Source organism: Microbacterium sp. CCH5-D1, assembly GCF_001557335.1.
GTDB classification, from domain to species: domain Bacteria; phylum Actinomycetota; class Actinomycetes; order Actinomycetales; family Microbacteriaceae; genus Microbacterium; species Microbacterium oxydans.
Window position 1 is genome coordinate 1 of sequence record NZ_LSJW01000274.1, and the last position, 19,064, is coordinate 19,064.

General features: G+C 69.4%; 17 protein-coding genes. 10 read left to right on the forward strand and 7 right to left on the reverse strand.

Annotated elements, in window-relative coordinates:
• From AX744_RS16355 to AX744_RS16370, 4 genes are all read left to right on the forward strand, one after another.
• A partial coding sequence (locus AX744_RS16355) for a YcaO-like family protein (protein ID WP_442922839.1) occupies positions 1-1,465 on the forward strand: 1,465 nt, incomplete at its 5' end.
• Positions 1,466-1,503: 38 nt separating this feature from the next.
• Positions 1,504-2,508, forward strand: coding sequence for a hypothetical protein (locus AX744_RS16360; protein WP_061018057.1), 1,005 nt, complete (start codon positions 1,504-1,506; stop codon positions 2,506-2,508).
• The gene (locus tag AX744_RS16365) at positions 2,505-4,148 is read left to right on the forward strand and encodes an ATP-binding cassette domain-containing protein (RefSeq protein ID WP_061018059.1); all 1,644 of its coding nucleotides are present in this window, start codon (positions 2,505-2,507) and stop codon (positions 4,146-4,148) included. The genes AX744_RS16360 and AX744_RS16365 overlap by 4 nt, the downstream gene beginning before the upstream one ends.
• A complete protein-coding gene (locus tag AX744_RS16370) occupies positions 4,145-5,839 on the forward strand; it encodes an ATP-binding cassette domain-containing protein (protein ID WP_061018061.1) in 1,695 nt (564 codons plus the stop codon). Before AX744_RS16365 ends, AX744_RS16370 begins: the two co-directional genes overlap by 4 nt.
• Here AX744_RS16370 and AX744_RS16375 read toward each other — a convergent pair.
• Positions 5,817-8,351 (reverse strand): DEAD/DEAH box helicase, encoded by a 2,535-nt coding sequence (locus AX744_RS16375; RefSeq protein ID WP_061018063.1) that lies wholly within the window; start codon positions 8,349-8,351, stop codon positions 5,817-5,819. The two genes, AX744_RS16370 and AX744_RS16375, sit on opposite strands and share 23 nt — an antisense overlap.
• A 169-nt stretch (positions 8,352-8,520) precedes the next feature.
• Between AX744_RS16375 and putP the strand changes: the two genes are divergently transcribed.
• Positions 8,521-10,032, forward strand: a complete 1,512-nt coding sequence (gene putP / locus AX744_RS16380) for a sodium/proline symporter PutP (RefSeq protein WP_061018065.1) — start codon at positions 8,521-8,523, stop codon at positions 10,030-10,032.
• Here putP and deoD read toward each other — a convergent pair.
• From deoD to AX744_RS16410, 6 genes are all read right to left on the reverse strand, one after another.
• Positions 10,029-10,739 (reverse strand): purine-nucleoside phosphorylase, encoded by a 711-nt coding sequence (gene deoD / locus AX744_RS16385; RefSeq protein WP_061018067.1) that lies wholly within the window; start codon positions 10,737-10,739, stop codon positions 10,029-10,031. The genes putP and deoD overlap by 4 nt on opposite strands.
• A 19-nt stretch (positions 10,740-10,758) precedes the next feature.
• Positions 10,759-11,277, reverse strand: coding sequence for a hypothetical protein (locus tag AX744_RS16390; RefSeq protein ID WP_058632026.1), 519 nt, complete (start codon positions 11,275-11,277; stop codon positions 10,759-10,761).
• Positions 11,274-11,897 carry a GTP-binding protein gene (locus AX744_RS16395; protein WP_061018069.1) on the reverse strand — a complete coding sequence of 208 codons (624 nt, stop codon included), beginning with the start codon at positions 11,895-11,897 and terminating at the stop codon, positions 11,274-11,276. Before AX744_RS16395 ends, AX744_RS16390 begins: the two co-directional genes overlap by 4 nt.
• Positions 11,894-12,265, reverse strand: coding sequence for a hypothetical protein (locus tag AX744_RS16400; RefSeq protein WP_061018071.1), 372 nt, complete (start codon positions 12,263-12,265; stop codon positions 11,894-11,896). The genes AX744_RS16395 and AX744_RS16400 overlap by 4 nt, the downstream gene beginning before the upstream one ends.
• A gap of 153 nt (positions 12,266-12,418) precedes the next feature.
• The gene (locus tag AX744_RS16405; RefSeq protein ID WP_058632068.1) at positions 12,419-13,078 is read right to left on the reverse strand and encodes a DNA alkylation repair protein; all 660 of its coding nucleotides are present in this window, start codon (positions 13,076-13,078) and stop codon (positions 12,419-12,421) included.
• 84 nt (positions 13,079-13,162) lie between these two features.
• Positions 13,163-14,200, reverse strand: coding sequence for an FUSC family protein (locus AX744_RS16410; protein ID WP_046746884.1), 1,038 nt, complete (start codon positions 14,198-14,200; stop codon positions 13,163-13,165).
• 184 nt (positions 14,201-14,384) lie between these two features.
• On the opposite strand from AX744_RS16410, the gene AX744_RS16415 reads away from it, so the two are divergent.
• From AX744_RS16415 to AX744_RS16435, 5 genes are all read left to right on the forward strand, one after another.
• A complete protein-coding gene (locus AX744_RS16415) occupies positions 14,385-14,840 on the forward strand; it encodes an SRPBCC family protein (protein ID WP_046746883.1) in 456 nt (151 codons plus the stop codon).
• Positions 14,841-14,976: 136 nt separating this feature from the next.
• Positions 14,977-15,555, forward strand: a complete 579-nt coding sequence (locus AX744_RS20840; RefSeq protein WP_061018072.1) for a TetR/AcrR family transcriptional regulator — start codon at positions 14,977-14,979, stop codon at positions 15,553-15,555.
• A gap of 184 nt (positions 15,556-15,739) precedes the next feature.
• The gene (locus AX744_RS16425; RefSeq protein ID WP_231589645.1) at positions 15,740-17,056 is read left to right on the forward strand and encodes a cytosine permease; all 1,317 of its coding nucleotides are present in this window, start codon (positions 15,740-15,742) and stop codon (positions 17,054-17,056) included.
• Positions 17,053-18,201, forward strand: coding sequence for a DUF917 domain-containing protein (locus AX744_RS16430; protein ID WP_061018075.1), 1,149 nt, complete (start codon positions 17,053-17,055; stop codon positions 18,199-18,201). The genes AX744_RS16425 and AX744_RS16430 overlap by 4 nt, the downstream gene beginning before the upstream one ends.
• A partial coding sequence (locus AX744_RS16435) for a hydantoinase/oxoprolinase N-terminal domain-containing protein (RefSeq protein WP_197429265.1) occupies positions 18,201-19,064 on the forward strand: 864 nt, incomplete at its 3' end. The genes AX744_RS16430 and AX744_RS16435, both read left to right, overlap by 1 nt.

Sequence of the window (19,064 nt, forward strand, 5' to 3'; positions counted from 1 at the left end):
CCCGCCGCACCAGATCGGCCTTCGAGCCCGAGACCGGTCGCTGGCGCTACGAGAGGACAGCATGAACGCGCACGACACCCCGAATCACCGCACCGCTCGAGCGACCCTGCCTGCCGAGGCGCTCGTCGACGCGGAGGCCGGCATCATCCGCTCCGTGCGCGAGGTTCCGCATCCGATCGGCGCTCCGCACCGGTATCTGGCTCTCACCGCATCAGTGGCCGATGCCCGCCTGCTCGGCGAATGGCCCGCTGATCGGGTCTCGCTCGGCACCTCGTTCGGAGACCCCGCACAGGCGCGCATCGCGGCCATCGGCGAAGGCGTGGAGCGGTACTGCGGCAACTGGCTGCCCGACGTGCTGCCGCCGCACGACCTCCGCGTCGCCTCAGCGGAAGAACTGCGCGCCGACGGGGAGACCGTCATCGACGATGCGGATCTTCCGCGCTTCGCCGATTGGCAGCTCTCCCGTCCGGGCTTCCCGTATCAGCGGCTGGAGGCGTCCACGCCGACGCTGTGGGCGCGCTGCGACGATCTCGACGGGGGCTCGGTGTGGATGCCGGATTCCCTCGTGCACCTGAACTGGCGGCAATCCCGCTTCCGCTCCCTGCCCCGCACGCATCATCTCAACTACGCCGGCATCGCCACGGGGGCGGGTTTCGACGATGCGCGCGACCGCGGGGTGATCGAGGTGATCGAGCGGGATGCGCTCGAGGTGTGGTGGCACCTCGACGGGCCGACGTTCGGCATCGACCCTGCGACGGTCCCGGGCCTCCTCGACGATCTGGAGGGGAGCAGCCTGCGTGTGTGGCTGGTCGCCATGCCGTCGGAATTCGCCCCGGCGATCGGTGCTCTCGTGCACGATCCGGAGCGCGGCCTCTATGCCGCGGGGTTCTCGGCCGCACTCGATCCTGCACGTGCCGCACGGAAGGCCGTGCTGGAAGCCGTGCACACCTGGATCTACACGCAGGGCTGCACGACGGCGGACGGATGGGTGTTCCGCGCCGTCGCCGAGGGATTGATGGCCAAGGGACTCACCCTCGAGTTCCGTGCGGACGCCGACTACACGACCGCGGCCGGAGTCGAGTTCGAGAAGGTGATCGACCTCGGCGCACACGTGCAGGTCTGGCTGGACCCGACCGTGCACGGAGAGGCGCGCCGGTTCCAGGATCCGGTGCAGGGAGTACTCCCGTTGAGCGCAGTGGAACCGGTGACGATGGACGAGGTCCATGCGCGCCTGGCTGATCGCGGCCACCGCGTGCTCACGCGCGACCTCACGACCTCCGACGTGCGGCGCACCGACCTGCGCGTGGTGCGCTCGATCGTGACGGGGCTGGTCCCCAACGCACCGGCGGCGTTCTCGTACCTCGGCATGCCCCGGTTCCGAGAGGCGGCGCAGGAGCGCGGCTGGCGGACGACCTGGAGCGGCGGACCGGAGGACTTCACGCTCCTCCCGGCCCCGCACATGTGAGGCCGACCATGGCGCAGAGCTTGCGGGAAGAGCATGGCGTGTCCGCACCGCTCGACCAGGTGCACTCGACGCGGGTGCCGTCCGGCCCGTTGCCGCCCGGCCCGAGGGTGAACGCCTGGGGACGGACCGGAGCCGTGGCGGACGAACCTCCTGTCGGTGTGCGCGAGCTCGTCGACGGACTGTGGCACCCCGGGGAGTTCCATCGGGTGGAGGACGGCACGGCCACGAGCATCCGCCGTCGCCCGGTGCCCTCAGCCGGGGCGTGCTACCCGGTGCAGACGCACCTCGTCGACGCGGTCGGTGTGCGCTGGGCGGTCGACCACGACGGAGGCTTCTTCCTCCGGCGTGATCCGCGTTCCGATCGCGTGGACGGATGGCCGTCGACCACCGCGGGGGACGGCATCGCGCGGGTGGTGTTCACGGTCCAGCCGGGTCGATCCTTCGGCCGCTACCGGCATCGGGCCTGGCCGCTCTGGATCGCCGACACCGCCTACGCGGTCGCCGCGGTGCGCTTCCTGCTGGGTGCGCGGGCGGGGCGCGGGCAGTTCGGGCCGTCGTCCCGGCTGCGCGGACTGCTCGGCGTGCCCCGCGCTTCCGACGTCGACAGCTGGCTGCGGCGGGGGCTCGTCCCCGAGATCCCGCTCGCCGCGGTCGAGCTCCCACACACCCCGGTGCCGATCGACGCGGCACGTCGTGCTCTCGGCTCCAGGCGCTCGCCGTCCACGTCCGAGTTCCTCGTCCGGACCTCCGCGCGAGATCGCCTGTCCCCGCGCGGGGAGATCGATCGTGTCGCGCGCGCCTCCGGACAAGCCTGGGTGCGGGGTGCGAGCGCCGTCCGCTCCTGGTCCGTGCCGACCACGGCTCCGGCACCGGTCATCGGCACCGCGCTCTGGAACGCCCACCTCACCGCGGCCGGTCTCTGCTACCGCGCGGCCCTCGACGGAGGCTGTGGCGCTCGCCCGGTGTCCGGCTTCTCCTCGACCGGAGGGCGGTGGATCCTCCATGCGATCGCCTTCCTCGACTCTCCCGGAGGCTCACGATGATGATCGTCCCCGAGCTGTGGCGCGAAGCGCGACGGCACCCCTGGCTGCTGGCCTGGAGCACCCTCCTCCTTCTCCTCGTATACGCGACGCACCTGCTGCAGGCGCTGGCTCTCGCGTGGTCGCTCGCTGCTCTCGTGCGCGGTGAGGGGCAGGGCGCGGTCGTCGGCATCGGGGTGATCCTCGTGATCGGAGTGACGCGGATGCTGCTCACCATCGTGCAGGGAGATGCCGCCGCGCGTCTCGGCGGGAGGGTGAGGGAAGACCTTCGGGGCGCGGCCGTCTCCGCGGTCCTCGTGCCGGAGCGACTGCATGATGCCGGTCTCAGGGACGGCTCGACGCAGCTCGCGCTCGGCGACGGGATCGACGGCACGGACGCCTATGTGTCGAAGTACATCCCCGCCGTGGTGCAGCTCGTCGTCGGCAGCCTGATCGCCGTGTGCCTCGTGGCGGTGCTGTCCCCGCTGATCGCGCTGTGCGTCGCGGCGGGGATCCTGCTCGCGGTGCTCGGCCCGCTGCTGTGGAAGCGCATGCTCGCCCGTCGAGGCTTCGAGCACTGGGACAGCTACGAGGCTCTCAGCGGCGACCTTCTCGAGTCCCTTCGCGGAATGTCGACGTTGCGCGCACTGGGAGACGTCCCCGCCACACGGGCGCGCCTGCACACGAGATCGGAGGCGCTGCGCCTGGCCACCGAACGCGTGATGCGCACGTCGCTCGCGGAGACGGCCATCACAGACCTCGCCGTGCAGGCCGGCGTGGTGGTCGCCGCGGGGCTCGCGGTCGTCGCGGTCCTGACCGGTGAGCCGCCGGCCGTCGAGGTCTACGCGCTGCTGCTGCTCTCCTCCGAGGCGTTCCGTCCGGTGCGTGAGCTCTCCCGACACTGGCACGCGGGTTTCCTCGGTCTCACCGCCGTACCAGGGCTCGTGGCCCTCGGAGCGTTCCGTCGAACGCCCCCTCTCGCAACGACGCGGGTGGAGCCCGACACACACGCTCGTCCTCGGGGCCAGGAACTCCGCATCTCCGGGCTCTCCTACCGCTACCCCGGTGCCGATCGTGACGTCCTGCGCGGTGTCGATCTCCTCGCCGAACGCGGAGAGGTCCACGCGATCGCCGGGCCTTCGGGCGCAGGCAAGTCCACGCTCTTCGACCTCGTCCTCGGATTCCTGCCCGCGGCAGCGGGAACGGTCGAGCTCGACCGGCGTCCGCTCCAGCCGAGCGATGTGGCGGTCGTCTCGCAGCGGCCCGTCCTCTTCGCCGGCACCATCCGGGAGAACATCGATCTGTTCGGTGCGGATCGGGAGGACGTCGAACGCGCCTGTGCCGCGGCGGGTGTGCTCGACGAGATCAGGGCCATCCCCGGCGGCTTCGAGGCGATGGTGGCGGAGGCCGGGACGAGTCTGTCGGGAGGACAGCGCCAACGCCTCGCCCTCGCCAGAGCGCTGCTGGCCGGTCGTCCCGTGCTGCTCGTCGACGAGCCGACCAGCGCCCTCGACGACCGCAGCGCCCTGACCGTCGCCGAGACGCTCGAACGCGTCGCCGAAGAGAGGATCGTGCTCATGATCAGCCACCGCCCCGAGGCGCTCGCCCGCGTGGCCGACGTGCGGGTGCTCCATGACGGGGTGCTCGTGGAGGAGGCTCCGTGACCTCGTCATGGGCCATCCTCGCCCGGCTCCTTCCGCCGCTGCGACCGGAATGGCGTCGCATCATCGGCAGCTACCTGATCGCCACCACGAGTCTGTGCGCCCTCGCCGCCATCGGGGTGCTCACCGCACTCGGCGTCGGCGGCGCCGTCGTGCACGGCACCTGTCCTCCGGCTGTCTGGTGGGTGGCGCTCGGCGCCCTCGTGCTGCTGCGCACCTTCCTCACCTGGCGGGAGATGGACGTGTCGCACGCCCTCGCGTACCGGGTGCTGGCGCGGCTGCGGATGGCTCTCTTCGACGCCTACTCCCGGAGCGTTCCGGGGCGGCGCCGGGAGCATTCGGGCCGCGCGGCCTCCGTGGCGATGACCGACATCGAGAAGCTGGAGTTCTTCTACGCGCACACGGTGGCGCAGATCGGAGCCGCGCTCACCCTGTTCCTGGGAGCCGTGGTCTGCGCGTTCGTCGTGATGCCCGTGGCGGCGCTCGTGATGCTCGGCGGAGCGGCAGCCGTCGCGCTCACCGCCTGGGCGGGAGCAGGTCCGGCGCGCCGGGTGGGGGCGCGCGAGCAGCAGGAACGGGAGGATCAGTCGGAACGGCTGGTCGATGCTCTCGGCGCCGTGCGGGAGGTTCTCGCCTACGGCCTGCAGGGTCGCGTCGTGCGCGAGGCGGTCGCCGGCACCCGGAGGTCGGCGGCGCTCAGCCGTCGGAGGGAGGCCATCGCCCATCTCGTCGACGGCACGCGCGAGCTGATCCTCACCGCCGTGGTGATCGGCGTGATCGCGGCGTCCCTCATCCTCGGCGGCACGGCGGGCGGCACGGTGGGCGGCGCTCAGGCCGCGCTGCTTCCCGCGGTGATCGCTCTCGCGGTCGCCGGGGTGGCCGCGGTGGCAGAGGCTGCCCACACGGTGTCGGAGCTGCACCCGCTGATCGCGAGCGCCGACCGTGTGGGGGCGGGTCTGCACCGTCCTCCGGTCGTGGTGCCGGTCGAGCGCCCGATCGCACTGACCGATGGCCCCGTCGGAGTGCGCTTCGAAAAGGTCTCGTTCTCCTACGACGACAGGACCGACGTGCTCGGAGGGTGGTCGATGGACGTCGATCCGGGGGAGCACGTCGGTCTCGCCGGGCCGTCCGGAGCGGGCAAGAGCACGGTCATCGCGCTCGCCGCCCGCCTGTGGGACCCCTCAGCCGGCACCGTCGCGCTCGTCGACGCGGCAGGCGTCGCCTATCCGCTCGGCCGCATCCGCGACGACGAGCTGCGCCGTGTCGTGGCAGTGGTGGAGCAGGACGCCCGTCTCTTCCACGGCACGGTCCGAGAGAACCTGGTGCGCGGAGCGGACCCCCGCACCGACGAGCAGCTGCTCGAAGCCCTCACAGCGGTGGGGGCCGATGACTGGATCACCCTCGATGATGAGCTCGGTGAGCACGGTGCCCGGCTGTCGGGAGGTCAGCGCGCCCGGCTGGCCTTGGCACGGGCACTGTGTCGTGCGCCGCGGGTGCTCATCGTCGACGAGATCACCGCGAGCCTGGACGCCGAGTCAGAGCGCATCATCTCCGACGTGCTCGCACGGTTCGACGGGACCGTGATCGCCGCCTCCCACCGACGCGAGACGCTGGCGAGGTTCGGCAGGGTCGTGGGTGTGGAGCGGGTGGGGGCAGTGGTCGGGCCTGCGCCTACAGCCGGTCCACTCCGGTGACGGTGACGACGGCCTCGCCCGCCTCGTCGGAGTCGGCGAGATCGATCGTCGCGGAGATGCCCCAGTCGTGGTCGCCTGCCGGGTCGTCGAAGATCTGCCGCGCGGTCCACACCGCCGGCCCCTCGGTGAGGATCAGCAGCTTCGAGCTGCGTGCATCCGCTCCGGTGAGGATGTCGTCGTGGTCGGCGAAGTATCCGTCGAGCGCGTCCGACCACGCGTCGGCGCCGAACCCCGGATCGAGCTCGGCCAGCGCGTTCACGTCTTCCCTCGCGGCGAGCTGCACCCGGCGGAACAGTTCGTTGCGCACCAGGATGCGGAAGGCGCGGATGTTGCTCGTCAGGCGCTTGGGTGCGGGAGGGACGATCGGCTCGTCCGGTCGATGCGGATCGAAACGGCCGTTATCCACCCCGGCGATCAGCTCCTCCCATTCGTCGAGCAGGCTGGAGTCGACCTGACGGACGAGTTCTCCGAGCCACTCGATGAGGTCGCGGAGGTCTTCGTCCTTGAGTTCCTCCGGGATGGTCTGCGAGGCCGCACGGTAGGCGTCGGAGAGGTAGCGCAGCACGACGCCCTCGGAGCGCGCGATCTTGTAGTAGGCGACATATTCCCCGAACGACATGGCCCGCTCGTACATGTCGCGCACGACCGACTTCGGGTGCAGCTCGAAGTCGCGGATCCAGGGCTGAGCGGCGCTGAACGTCTCGAAGGCCGCGGTCAGCAGCTCGTCGAGCGGCTTCGGGTACGTGATCTGCTCGAGCAGCTCCATGCGCTCGTCGTACTCGATGCCCTCGGACTTCATGGCGGCGACCGCCTCGCCGCGTGCCAGGAACTCCTGCTGGCTCAGCACGGCGCGGGGATCATCGAGTGTCGACTCCACGATCGAGATCATGTCGAGCGCGTAGGAGCCCGTACCCGTGCCGGCAGCGGGATCGGGGTCGAGCAGTTCGAAGGCCGCGAGGGCGAACGGCGACAGCGGCTGGTTGAGTGCGAAGTTCGGCTGCAGGTCGACCGTGAGGCGGATGTCGCCATCCGGGGTCTTCTCGACGATGCCCGACTCCCGCAGGGTGCGGTAGATGCCGATGGCCCTGAGCGCGAGCTCGCGCTGACGCTTCCGCGGTTCGTGGTTGTCGTATACCAGCGCGCGCATATTGGCGAACACGTCGCCGCCGCGGGCGATCACGTTGAGCATCATGGCGCTCGTGATCTGCATGTGGGAGGTCAGGGTCTCCGGCACGGCGTCGATGAGCTTGCGGAACGAGGGCTCGCCCCACGACACGAAGCCGTCGGGTGCCTTCTTGCGCACGATCTTGCGCTTCTTCTTCGGGTCGTCGCCGGCCTTCTTCACCGCCGCGACGTTCTCGCTCTCGTGCTCGGGAGCCTGGGCCACCACCGTGCCGGCGGTGTCGTATCCCGCACGACCAGCGCGGCCGGCGATCTGATGGAACTCGCGGGCGTTCAACTGCCGCATCCGCGTACCGTCGAACTTCGTGAGGGCGGTGAGCAGCACCGTCCGGATCGGTACGTTGATCCCGACGCCGAGAGTGTCGGTGCCGCAGATCACGCGCAGCAGACCGCGCTGCGCCAGCTGTTCGACGAGGCGCCGGTACTTCGGCAGCATGCCGGCGTGGTGCACGCCGATCCCCGCGCGCAGGAACCGCGAGAGCGTCTTCCCGAACGCGGTCGTGAACCGGAACTCGGCGATCAGGGCGGCGATCTCGTCGCGCTGCTCGCGGGTGGCCACCTTGGTGCTCGACAGTGCCTGGGCCCGTTCCATCGCTGCGGCCTGCGAGAAGTGCACGACGTAGATCGGCGCCTGCCCGGTGTTCAGCAGGTCGTCGATCGTCTCGTGGATCGGAGTCGTCTCGTAGAAGAAGCGCAGGGGGACGGGGCGCTCCACTCCCGTCACGGTGGCCGTCTCGCGGCCGGTGCGCCGCGTGAGGTCGGCGGCGAGCTCGGTCACATCGCCGAGTGTCGCCGACATCAGGATGAACTGCGCCTGCGGCAGCTCGAGCAACGGCACCTGCCACGCCCATCCGCGGTCGGGGTCGGCGTAGAAGTGGAACTCGTCCATCACGACCTGCCCGACGTCGGCGTCGGTGCCCTGGCGCAGCGAGAGGTTCGCGAGGATCTCCGCCGTGCAGCAGATGATGGGGGCGTCGGCGTTCACCGAGGAGTCGCCCGTGACCATGCCCACGTTCTCGGCGCCGAACACGTCGACCAGGGAGAAGAACTTCTCGCTCACGAGCGCCTTGATCGGTGCCGTGTAGTAGCTGCGACGGCCGGCCACGAGCGCGCTGAAGTGCGCGCCGATCGCCACCAGTGACTTCCCGGTGCCGGTCGGCGTCGACAGGATCAGGTTGTTGCCGGACACGATCTCGATGACCGCCTCGTCCTGCGCGGGATACAGACTGATGCCCGTCGATTCCGCCCATTCGACGAACGCCAGGTAGACGGCGTCCGGATCCGCGGCGTCCGGAACGAGGGCGGGGTCGAGCCGCGGAGGGGTAGTCATGATCCCTCGATCATCCCATCCGCCGATGAGTGCCTGATGCGGCGCGAGGTCAGATCTTGCCGACCGCGCCGAAGTCACGCCGCGCCGAGGCGCCTCGGGATGCGCGAGGCCGCGCTTGACATCATCGAACGACGACAACCGGAGGCTGCACCGCCCAGGGGGGACGACGATGCCCGACCAGATCTTCACTTTCGCCGCACTCGCGCTGTACTTCGCCGCGATGCTGCTCATCGGCTGGATCGCCTTCCGGCGGACCGGCGACCATGAGGACTACATGCTCGGCGGACGGAACCTTCCGCCGTGGGTGGCCGCCCTCAGCGCGGGAGCCTCCGACATGTCCGGCTGGCTGGTGATGGGACTCCCCGGCGCCATCTACGTCTCGGGACTCATCGAGGCCTGGATCGCGATCGGCCTCACGATCGGCGCCTACCTGAACTGGCTGCTCGTGGCTCCTCGGCTTCGTGCCTACACGCAGGTGTCGCGCAACTCCATCACGGTGCCGAGCTTCTTCGAGAATCGGCTGCGCGACACGACGCGACTGCTCCGCGTGGTCTCGGGTGTCGTCATCCTCGTGTTCTTCACCCTCTACATCTCGTCGGGCATGGTCGCTGGCGGCGTCTTCTTCGAGAGCTCGTTCGACGGCGACTACCTGACCGGCATGCTCCTGGTCACGGGCGTCACCCTCGCGTACACGCTCTTCGGAGGGTTCCTCGGCGCATCGCTGACCGACGTCGTGCAGGGTCTCATGATGGTGGTCGCGCTGGTGGTGATCCCGGTCGCCGCGATCGTCGCGATCGGTGGGCTGGCCGAGACGGGCGAGCTGATCAACGAGGTCGCCCCCGACCATCTGTCCCTGCTCTCGGGCACTGCGCTCACCGGCGGCACGATCCTCGCCATCGTGTCCTCCCTCGCGTGGGGACTCGGGTACTTCGGTCAGCCGCACATCATCGTCAGATTCATGGCACTACGCTCGCCGCAGGAGGCGAAGAGCGCCCGACGCATCGGCATCTCCTGGATGATCGTCTCCCTCGGAGGTGCGGTGCTGTCCGGCCTCGTCGGCATCGCCTACATCGCCAAGACGGGCGTCGACCTCGCCAACCCCGAGACCGTGGTGCTGCTGATGTCGCAGACGCTGCTGCATCCGTTCGTCGCTGGCCTCGTGCTCGCCGCGGTGCTCGCCGCGATCATGAGCACGATCTCCTCCCAGCTGATCGTGTGCTCCTCGGCGCTGGTCGAGGATCTGTACGGCGTGTTCCGGCGCACGCCGCCCTCGCAGAAGACGCTCATGCTGATGGGGCGGCTCGGGGTGCTCGGCGTCGCGATCGTCGCAGCGGTCCTGGCGATCACCCCGAACGACACGATCCTCGGCCTCGTCTCCTTCGCATGGGCGGGATTCGGCGCCGCGTTCGGGCCGGTCATCCTACTCAGCCTCTACTGGCGTCGACTCACCAACTGGGGTGCCCTGGCGGGGATGTTCGTCGGAGCCGCGACGGTGTTCATCTGGAAGGCGCTCGACACCGGCCTCTACGAACTTCTTCCCGCGTTCGTGTTCGCGATGCTCGCGGCGGTCGTCGTGAGCCTGCTCACATACCGGCACGACGAGGAGATCCAGCAGGAGTTCACCGACACCGGCGCGATGGTGGCGCTGCCGCGTCCGCACGCGGTCGGCGACACCCCCTAGCGGGTCGCGGCGCGCAGCGCGATGCGGATCATGTCGCCGAACGTCTGCTCGCGCTCCTGTGCCGTGGTCTCCTCGCCCGTGATGATGTGGTCGCTGACCGTGCAGATGGCGAGGGCGCGCCGACCGTGGTACGCCGCGAGCGTGTAGAGCCCGGCGGCCTCCATCTCGACACCGAGGATGCCGTGCTGCACGAACGGCTCCGTGAGTTCGGGGCGCGTGCTGTAGAACTGGTCGCTCGAGAACAGCTGCCCCACGTGCACCGTCGACTCGAGCGGTTCGGCCTCACTCGCCTCGACAGCGGCACGCAGCAGCGAGAAGTCGGCCACGGGTGCGTAGTCGAGTCCGTGGAAGCGCACGCGATTGATGCCGGAGTCGGTGCTGGCGCCGTTCGCGATGATGATGTCGCGGATCTTCACCCGCTCGGTCAGGGCGCCGCACGAACCGACTCGCACGATCGTCTGCACGTCGTAGGAGTCGAACAACTCGTTCGCATAGATAGCCATCGACGGCTGGCCCATGCCCGAGCCCTGCACCGAGACGCGGTGCCCCTCCCAGGTGCCGGTGAAACCGAGCATCCCGCGCGTCTCGGAGTACAGCTCTGCATCGTCGAGGAACGTCTCGGCGATCCACTTCGCCCGCAGCGGGTCGCCGGGGAACAAGACGATGGGGGCGATCTGACCGGGCTCTGCGGCGATGTGCGTGCTCATGGCCTCAGCGTAGCCAGCCTCACCCCGGTGCGCCGGCGAGCCCCAGTGCGGTGATGAGCTCGTATGCAGCCGAACGGGCCTGCACGATCACGGTCCCGACCTGCACGCCCTTCGCCGAGACCGAGAGGAGCAGCTGGCCGTAGGGGGCGAGGATGAAGCTGAGCAGCGACAGCTGACTCTGCCCGATCGACACCGAGACGACGGCGGAGAGGCTCGGCTCCGTTCCGCGCGAGATGATCTCGGCCTCGGCCCTGGCGACGGCGAACAGCGAACCGTTCATGGCAGCCAGGCGGTCTCCGGTCTCGGCGAGGGTGCCGACGGAGGCGATGTGCAGGCCGTCGGCGGTCGAGAGGACGGCGGTGGTCAGTTCGGGGAATCGCTCCTCGAGGTGACGCAGCCGGGTGAGCGCGGCCTGGCTCACGACGCCCGACCAGAGCGCCCAGTTCGCCGCGAGATCCGGATGCATGAGCACGCCGTCCTGCGTCGGCCCCGACTCGCCGGTCGACGCGGGGTCGTCCGCTCGGATGGGGACGTTCATGACTCTCCTCCCGGGAGGTCGAGGGCCGCGCACGCCACCCGCATGACGCTCTCGCGGTCGCGCGCGTCGGCGGCGAGCACGCGAGTGAGGGGTATCCGATACCTTTCGAGGCTCGCACCGAGCGTCCGGCGCACCTCGTCGAGGGCTTCGGCGGCCACATGCGTGACCGCGATCACCGTCCGCTCGTGGTCGCCGGTGAGACGCGCGAGCCACTCGTCGGCGTCCGCAGAGATGCTCCCGCGGTCTGCACGCAGCCACAGCAGCATGCGGGTGTCGGAGGCGGAGACGCTCTGCCGGGCATGGGCGAAGCGGTCCTGGCCGGGAACGCCGATGAGCGCGACCGAGATCTCGTCCGTGGGCTTCCACGTGCCGTAGTCGAGCCCCACCGTGGTCGTCGTCTTGTCCGTATCGCCGTACTCCGCTGAGCCGGCCGAGATCGGGACATCGGTATCCACGGTGACGACATCGCTCAACGCGCGGACCGCCGTGGTCTTCCCGGCACCGACCGGCCCGGCGAAGACGAGGCGGAACCTCGTCGGCAGATTCCGACGTCGTCGGCGCACGCGTGTGGCCGCCGGTTCTGCGGCGGTGTCGACGGTCGAGGCTTCGGAGCCGGTCAAGCGTTCAGCGCCACCACGTGGCGGATGACGGCGGACCGGAGCAGGGCGATGTTCGTCGCCTGGCGGTCGGCGGCGAGGTAGATGAACGTGTCGTCGTCGATCATCTTGAGCAGGTGCAGCTGCGTGTCGAGCGTCAGCAGCATGTCCTCGAGTGCGGCCTCGAGGCGGAGCGCTTCGATCGTCTTCCGCTTGCTCTTCACCATCTCGCTGTTGTACGCGCTGGCGACATCGAGGTCGAAGTCCGGCCGGACCGAGTTCGACGCGAGCGGCAGACCCGATTCGACGTCCACCACGGAGGCTCCGATGAACCCGTTGATGTCGTTCGCGATGTCGGCGATGAGTGCGTTCAGTTGATCTTGCGTGGCCATGATGAGGCATCCCCAGTTCCGTCGTCGCGCAGGTGACCGCACCGTGCGGCCACCCCCAGTGCGCAGACGAACGGATAAAGTGTATAACGTTACCGACTGTGCTGCGCGACGGTGGTCGGACACGCCTGGCGAGGAGTGATCGCCCGGGGAGGCTCAGCCCTCGCGGCGGCGCACGATCTCATCGATCCAGAGCGGGGCGAACGGTGAGGTGCAGCCGGGCGCGGTCGGGTAGTCGGCGAGCACCTGCAGGCGCTCGCCGATCTCCCGCGCTCTGGCGCGATGCTCGGGGTGGAAGATCCCGATGTTGGCGAGGGTCTCGTTCATGGCCCATTGCAGGCGTGACGGCGCCGTCGCCAGATCCCGCTCGATCAGATCGAGCAGCTGCGAAAGGTCCAATCCCTCCGCGTCCTTCGTCACGCGCACGGTCGTGAGCGACCACGCGGCGGCGGCCACTGTCGGGTCGGGGTCGTCGAACCAGCGCAGTCGCAGCTCCTCGGCGAGTGGAGTCTTCTTGGCGACGTAGTTGACGAACCAGTCGTTGACCTTGGGGGCGCGGGTCTCGCGCAGCATGGCGTCGAGCTGGTCGGCGCCGAAATCCCTGGGGCGACAGATCAGGAGGGCGAGCAGCCGCGCAGGTGTCTCGCCCGTGGCCCACAGATCTTCGGCGAGGTGCTGATCCGTCTTGATGCGCTTCGCCAGGGCGCGCAGTCGGCTGAGGTTGATGCCGTGGTCGTCCCCGCGCTTCTCGTTGGCTGCGCGCACCTTCGGGTCATCCAGCGCGGCCAGTTCCCCGAGCGCTTCGACGGTGTTCATCTTCCCAGCGTAGGCCGGTTCGAATCGCGCGAATGGTTCGATTCCGGCGCCGGACACCACCCCGTTGCGCGATTCGAAGACCGCTCAGTCCTCGTCGACCAGCTCGCCGCGGATGCGACGGAGGTCCTCCATGAGCGACCCGATCAGGATCCAGTGCTGTGACGACGGCGGACGGATCACCAGGGGAGCGGTGAGGGCGGGGATCGCCGACGTCATGTCGTCCGGCTCCGGAAGCGCCTCCGCGATCTGCACGGCGAGACGCACGTCGTGGCCGGCTCGCCGCAGCTGCTCGGCGATCGCCGTGACCGCCGGCTCCTCGCCGATCGTGTCGTCGTAGTGGTCGAAGTACGCGCGGGTCATGCCGATGGTCTGCGTGACGATGGGGGAGAGCCGGTCGAGCAGTGCCCGCAGCTCGCGCAGGTCGGCGCGGTGGGTCGAGCGCCGCGGGTTCAGGGTGAGCGACTCCTCTCCCGCGGCGATCGCGGCTTCCGCCGCCTCCTTCATCGGACGCAGCAGTCGCACCTCCAGCATCAGCTCCTGCAGTCTCGCGGGCGTCTGCGGTTCGGGCAGCGCGTCGGCCAGGCGGTCGAGGCTCGCGGCGAGCTCGCGGCCCAGCAGGCCCACATCCCGGCGGGCGGGGGCGACCAGCACCGGTGGCACGATGAGTGCGTTCACGACGATGCCGATCACCACGCCGATCAGCGTCTCCACGATGCGGGCGAATGCGTACTCGGGGCTGGAGGACCCCAGAGCCAGCACCAGCATCGCGGAGATCGCGACCTGGTTCCCTGTGCCTGGAGACGCGCGGAAGATCCAGGCCACCAGCATGGCGACGACGATCGCGAGCAGCACGATCCAGCTCGGCGACCCCAGCAGCAGACCCAGCGCCACGGCGATCACGACACCCGCGATCACCCCGATGCTGCGCTCGAGCGCCTTCGACAGCGACTGGTTCACGCTGGGCTGCACGACCAGGAGGGCGGCGATCGCGGCGAAGACGGGCAGTTGCGCCGGGAACACCCATCCGGCGATGAGCCAGGCGGCGATGGTCGCGGCTGCCGACTTCACGACCTGCAGCAGCGGAGAGCGCTGTGAGGCACGGATCGCGGCGGGGATGCGCATGACCTCAACGCTAGTCGTGCCGGTCGGTGCGTCGGGGAGCGCCGCTACGGGGTCGGCTGAGGGTCGCCCATCGCGCGTCGACCGGAATGTCGGGGAACCGGCGGCGGATGTCAACCCCGTCGCCGATCCCCGCGATCTGCGGCTGAATGGGATCACACGAACGACGAACAGTGAGGAGCATCCCATGGTGCAGATCATCGAGACCATCGACGTCGACGTTCCCGTCCGCACGGCCTACAACCAGTGGACGCAGTTCGAGAGCTTCCCGAAGTTCCTCGACGAGGTCGAATCGATCACCCAGATCGACGACACGCACACCCACTGGAAGGTGAAGGTCGGTGGCGCGACTCGCGAGTTCGACGCCGAGATCACCGAGCAGCACCCGGACGAGCGTGTCGCGTGGAAGAGCACGGGAGGCGAGACCGAGCACGCGGGCGTGGTGACGTTCCACACGCTCACCGACACCTCGACGCGGGTCACGGTGCAGCTCGACTGGGAACCTGAGGGACTGCTCGAGAAGCTGGGCTCGCTGGTCGGCGTGGGGGGCCACGCCGTGAAGAAGGACCTCGAGAACTTCAAGGAGTTCATCGAGGGCCGCGGAGTCGAGACCGGCTCATGGCGCGGCGACGTGGAAGCCTGACCGGAGATCAGATGCAGAGAAGGCCCGACGGCTCAGCCGTCGGGCCTTCTCCATGTCGGAGGATGTCGGGCTCGGTCTTGCGAACCAGGAGGTGCGGGGTTACGCTCTGCCTAACTAATAGTCGTTAGGCACTCACATGACCAGAGCAACGATCCTCGCGGAAGCACGCACGATCTTCGCGCGCCAGGGCTACGCGGAGACGAGCCTGCGCGAGATCGCCGAGGCCGTCGGGATCAAGACCCCCTCGCTCTACGCGCACTTCCCGAGCAAGGAGGCGCTGTACGCGGAGGTGTACGCCGCGGTCTCGGTCGAGCACACCGCCTTCTTCGACGAGCTGGTGCGCAGCAGCCGCACCCTCGAGCCGCTCGCTCGTCTGCAGCACCTGCTGGGCGGGATCGAGGCGTACTACCGCGACCGTCCCGACCTCGCGGAGTTCAGCCTCAGGGCCGCGGTCTCCGAGTACGGGCCCGGTGGCGAGCAGCTGCGTCAGATCTTCCTCGACTCGGAGTCGACCCTGGCTGCAGCCGTGCGCGAGACCTACGACGACGGCGTCTCGGCTGGGGTCTTCGTCCCCGGCGATGCCGACGGCTTCACCGCGCTGGTGTTCGTCGTCATGGACGGTCTGTTCCTGCAACTCACCCATTACACGCCGGAGATCTACCGCGAGCGCTTCGACCAGGCCTGGCGACACCTTTCCACGATCCTCTCCCGATGAACCCTGCCGCACAGATGCGGTGACCCTCGACGATCGCCGGCAGGGAGCCACGAACTCCCTCCGGCACCGCGTCACCCGGCCGCACCGCGAGCCGACCCCCCCGACCCGCCCTGCGAGGCGTCCGCACTCCGGGAACCCGAATCCCCGCCGACGCACTCGCAGGGCCACATCCCAAGGAATGATGATGACCACCACCGACTACGAGCACGGCGTCGTGCCCCAGGACCAGCGCAAGAGCTGGCTGTCGATCGCCACCGTGTGGATCGCGATCGGCATCGACCTCTCCGGGGCGTTCCTCGGCGTCTCGCTCGCATCCGGAATGGCCTTCTGGCCGGCGATCGGCGCGACGATGCTCGGTTCGCTCCTGCTCGGACTGCTCGCGATGGCATGCGCGTACGTCGGAGCGGCCACAGGACTCTCCACCGCGATGATCTCGCGCGCCGTGTTCGGCCGGGTCGGTGGTGCGATCCTCGCCCTGGCGATCGCCGTCAGCCTCGTCGGCTGGTACGCCGTGCAGGCGGGCTTCTTCGGCGCCAACGCGCAGATCGCCTTCGCCGAGTTCACCGGCATCGATGTGCCCGTGCAGGTGTTCACGGCGATCGGCGGCGTGCTGATGGCCATCACCGCGTTCTGGGGCTACCGCTCGATCAACCGCCTCAGCACCCTCGCCGTGCCGCTGCTGCTCCTGCTCCTCATCGTCGGCGTCATCGTCGCATTCACCGTGAACGGTGCGGCGGGGCTCGATGCTCCGGTCGAGGCGACGTTCACGTTCGGCGGTGCGGTCTCGCTCGTCATGGGCATCTTCATCCTGGGCGTCGTGCTCGCCCCCGACATGGCGCGCTGGGCCAAGACCCCGAGACAGGCCATGATCGCCGGCTTCGTCGGCTTCTTCTTCGGCAACTCGATCATCCTGGTCGTCGCGATCCTGCTCGCCCGCATCATGGACGGCACCGAGCTGATGGCGATCTTCTTCGCGCTCGGCCTCGGTGGCGTCGCGGTGATCGTGCTGATCCTGGCGCAGTGGACAACGAACACGACCAACCTCTACTCGGCGGGTCTCTCGTTCGCGTCGATCAGCGAGCGGCTGAGCCGACGCACCGTGACCGTCGTGCTCGGCGTGATCGGCATCGTCGTCGGTGTGATCGGCGCCGCCGACTACTTCGTGCAGTTCATCCTCGTCATCGGCACCATCATCGCCCCCTACGGCGGCGTGTACCTGGCATCGTTCTTCACGGGCCGCAAGACGGTGCGCTGGGCCCATGGCGCCACCGTGCCGATGGTCGACGGCTGGTCGATCGCCGCCTGGGTGGTCGGCATCTTCGTGGCGGTCGCGACCACGAACCCGGCGGACGGACCCGGCTTCGGATGGTTCACCCTCACGTCGATCTCGGCCCTCGACGGACTGCTCGTCGGCTTCGTCGCGTACCTCGTGCTGCTTCCGCTTCGCCGCCGCGTCGCTCCCGATGCGCCGGCTCCGGCCACGGACGAGGTGATCGCATGAGCGCTGTCGTCACGACGCCCATGATCACCGAGGCCGACATCGACGAGATCGCGCTCGGGGCCGCCGTGCTCGGCACCGGTGGTGGAGGAGACCCGCACGTGGGATCGCTCATGGCCAAGCGGTTGATCCGCCTGCACGGACCCGTACGACTGCTCGCGGTCGATGAGCTGACCGACGACGACTTCGTCATCCCGATCGGAGGCATCGGCGCGCCATCGGTGAGCGTGGAGCGCATCCAGGCCGAGTCCGAGCTCAGGGCGGCGCTGGACGCCATCGAACGCGCGGTCGGTCGCACGCCCACGGCCGTGATGCCCATCGAGGTCGGCGGAGGCAACTCGATGATCCCGATCGCCGCGGCCGCCCTCGCCGGGCTGCCGGTGGTCGACGGCGACGCCATGGGTCGTGCCTTCCCCGAGGCGCAGATGGTCACCTTCCACCTGGCCGGCTATGGACCAGGAACGACAGTGCTCGTCGACCATCACGGCAACGAAGTGGTCAGCCGTCCTGTCGACGGTGCATGGTCGGAGCGCATCGCGCGGTCCGTCACCGTCGAGATGGGCGGAGGGGCGACCATGATCGACTACGCGTACGGCGGCGACGTGGTGCGCGAGTGCGCGATCCCTGGCACGCTCGGGCTGGCCCAGCGCATCGGTCGTATCCTGGGCGGACGGGATACGGCCGGCAGGGAGCTGCGCGACGACGAGCGCATCGACGCCCTGTGTGCCGACCTCGACGCCGTGCGGCTGTTCGACGGGAAGGTCGCCGACCTGCAGCGCGCCGTCGACGGCGGCTTCACCCGCGGTGCGGCTGAGCTCGTCGGTGTCGGCGACGACCGGGGGAGCGCGTTCCGGCTCGACTTCCAGAACGAGATGCTGCTCGGACGGAGGGACGGTGTGCTGGCTGCTGTCACTCCCGACCTGATCGCGGTGCTCGACCTGGCCACGGGCATGCCGATCACGACCGAGTCCCTGCGCTACGGCGCTCGGGTCGCGGTCATCGCGATCCCCAGTCACGAGAAGTGGCGCACGCCGATCGGTCTGGAGACAGCGGGACCCGCTCACTTCGGCTACGACGTGCAGTGGGTTCCGGTGGAGGACATCGCACAGCGGTCCGCTGCGCGCACGACGGACGGGGAGGTCGCGTGATGGCCGGCAGGTATCGCATCGGCATCGACGTCGGTGGCACGAACACCGACGCCGTGATCCTCGACGAGCGTCTAGAGGTGGTGGCGTCGGTCAAGCGTCCGACCACGGCCGATACGGGCGATGGCGTGGCTGCTGCGATCGACGCCGTGCTGGCGGCCTCGGGTGTCGACGCCGCGCTCATCGGCCATGCGATGCTCGGGACGACACACTGCACGAACGCGATCGTCGAACGGCGCGGTCTCGGCCGCGTCGGCATCCTCCGCCTCGGGGCACCGGCCACCACGGCTGTCCCTCCCCTGGAGGGGTGGCCGGACGATCTGCGGGCGGCGATCGGCGAGCACGTCCACCTGCTGGCCGGCGGATTCGAGGTCGACGGCCGCGTGCTCTCCCCTGTCGACGAGGAGGCGGTGCGCGCAGCCTGTCGGAAGATGCGCGGCGAGGTCGACGCGGTCGCCGTCGTCGGCGTGTTCTCCCCCATCGATGAGAGCCAGGAGGAACGCGTCGCCACGGTCGTGGTCGAGGAGCTCGGCGTCCCGGTCTCGCGGTCGGCACGGATCGGCTCGCTCGGGTTGCTCGAGCGCGAGAACGCGACCGTGCTGAATGCCGCGCTGATGCAGACGCTCCGGCAGATGGCCGCGGGCTTCGTCGCGGCTCTGCGGGACCGGGGCATCCCTGCCACGCCGTACTTCGGCCAGAACGACGGCACTCTCATGCAGCTCGAGTACGCGCTCGAGTTCCCCGTGCTCACCATCGGCTGCGGGCCCACGAACTCCATCCGCGGGGCTGCGCACCTCTCAGGTGCGACCGACGCCCTCGTGGTGGACATCGGCGGTACGACGACCGACATCGGCGTGCTCGTCGAC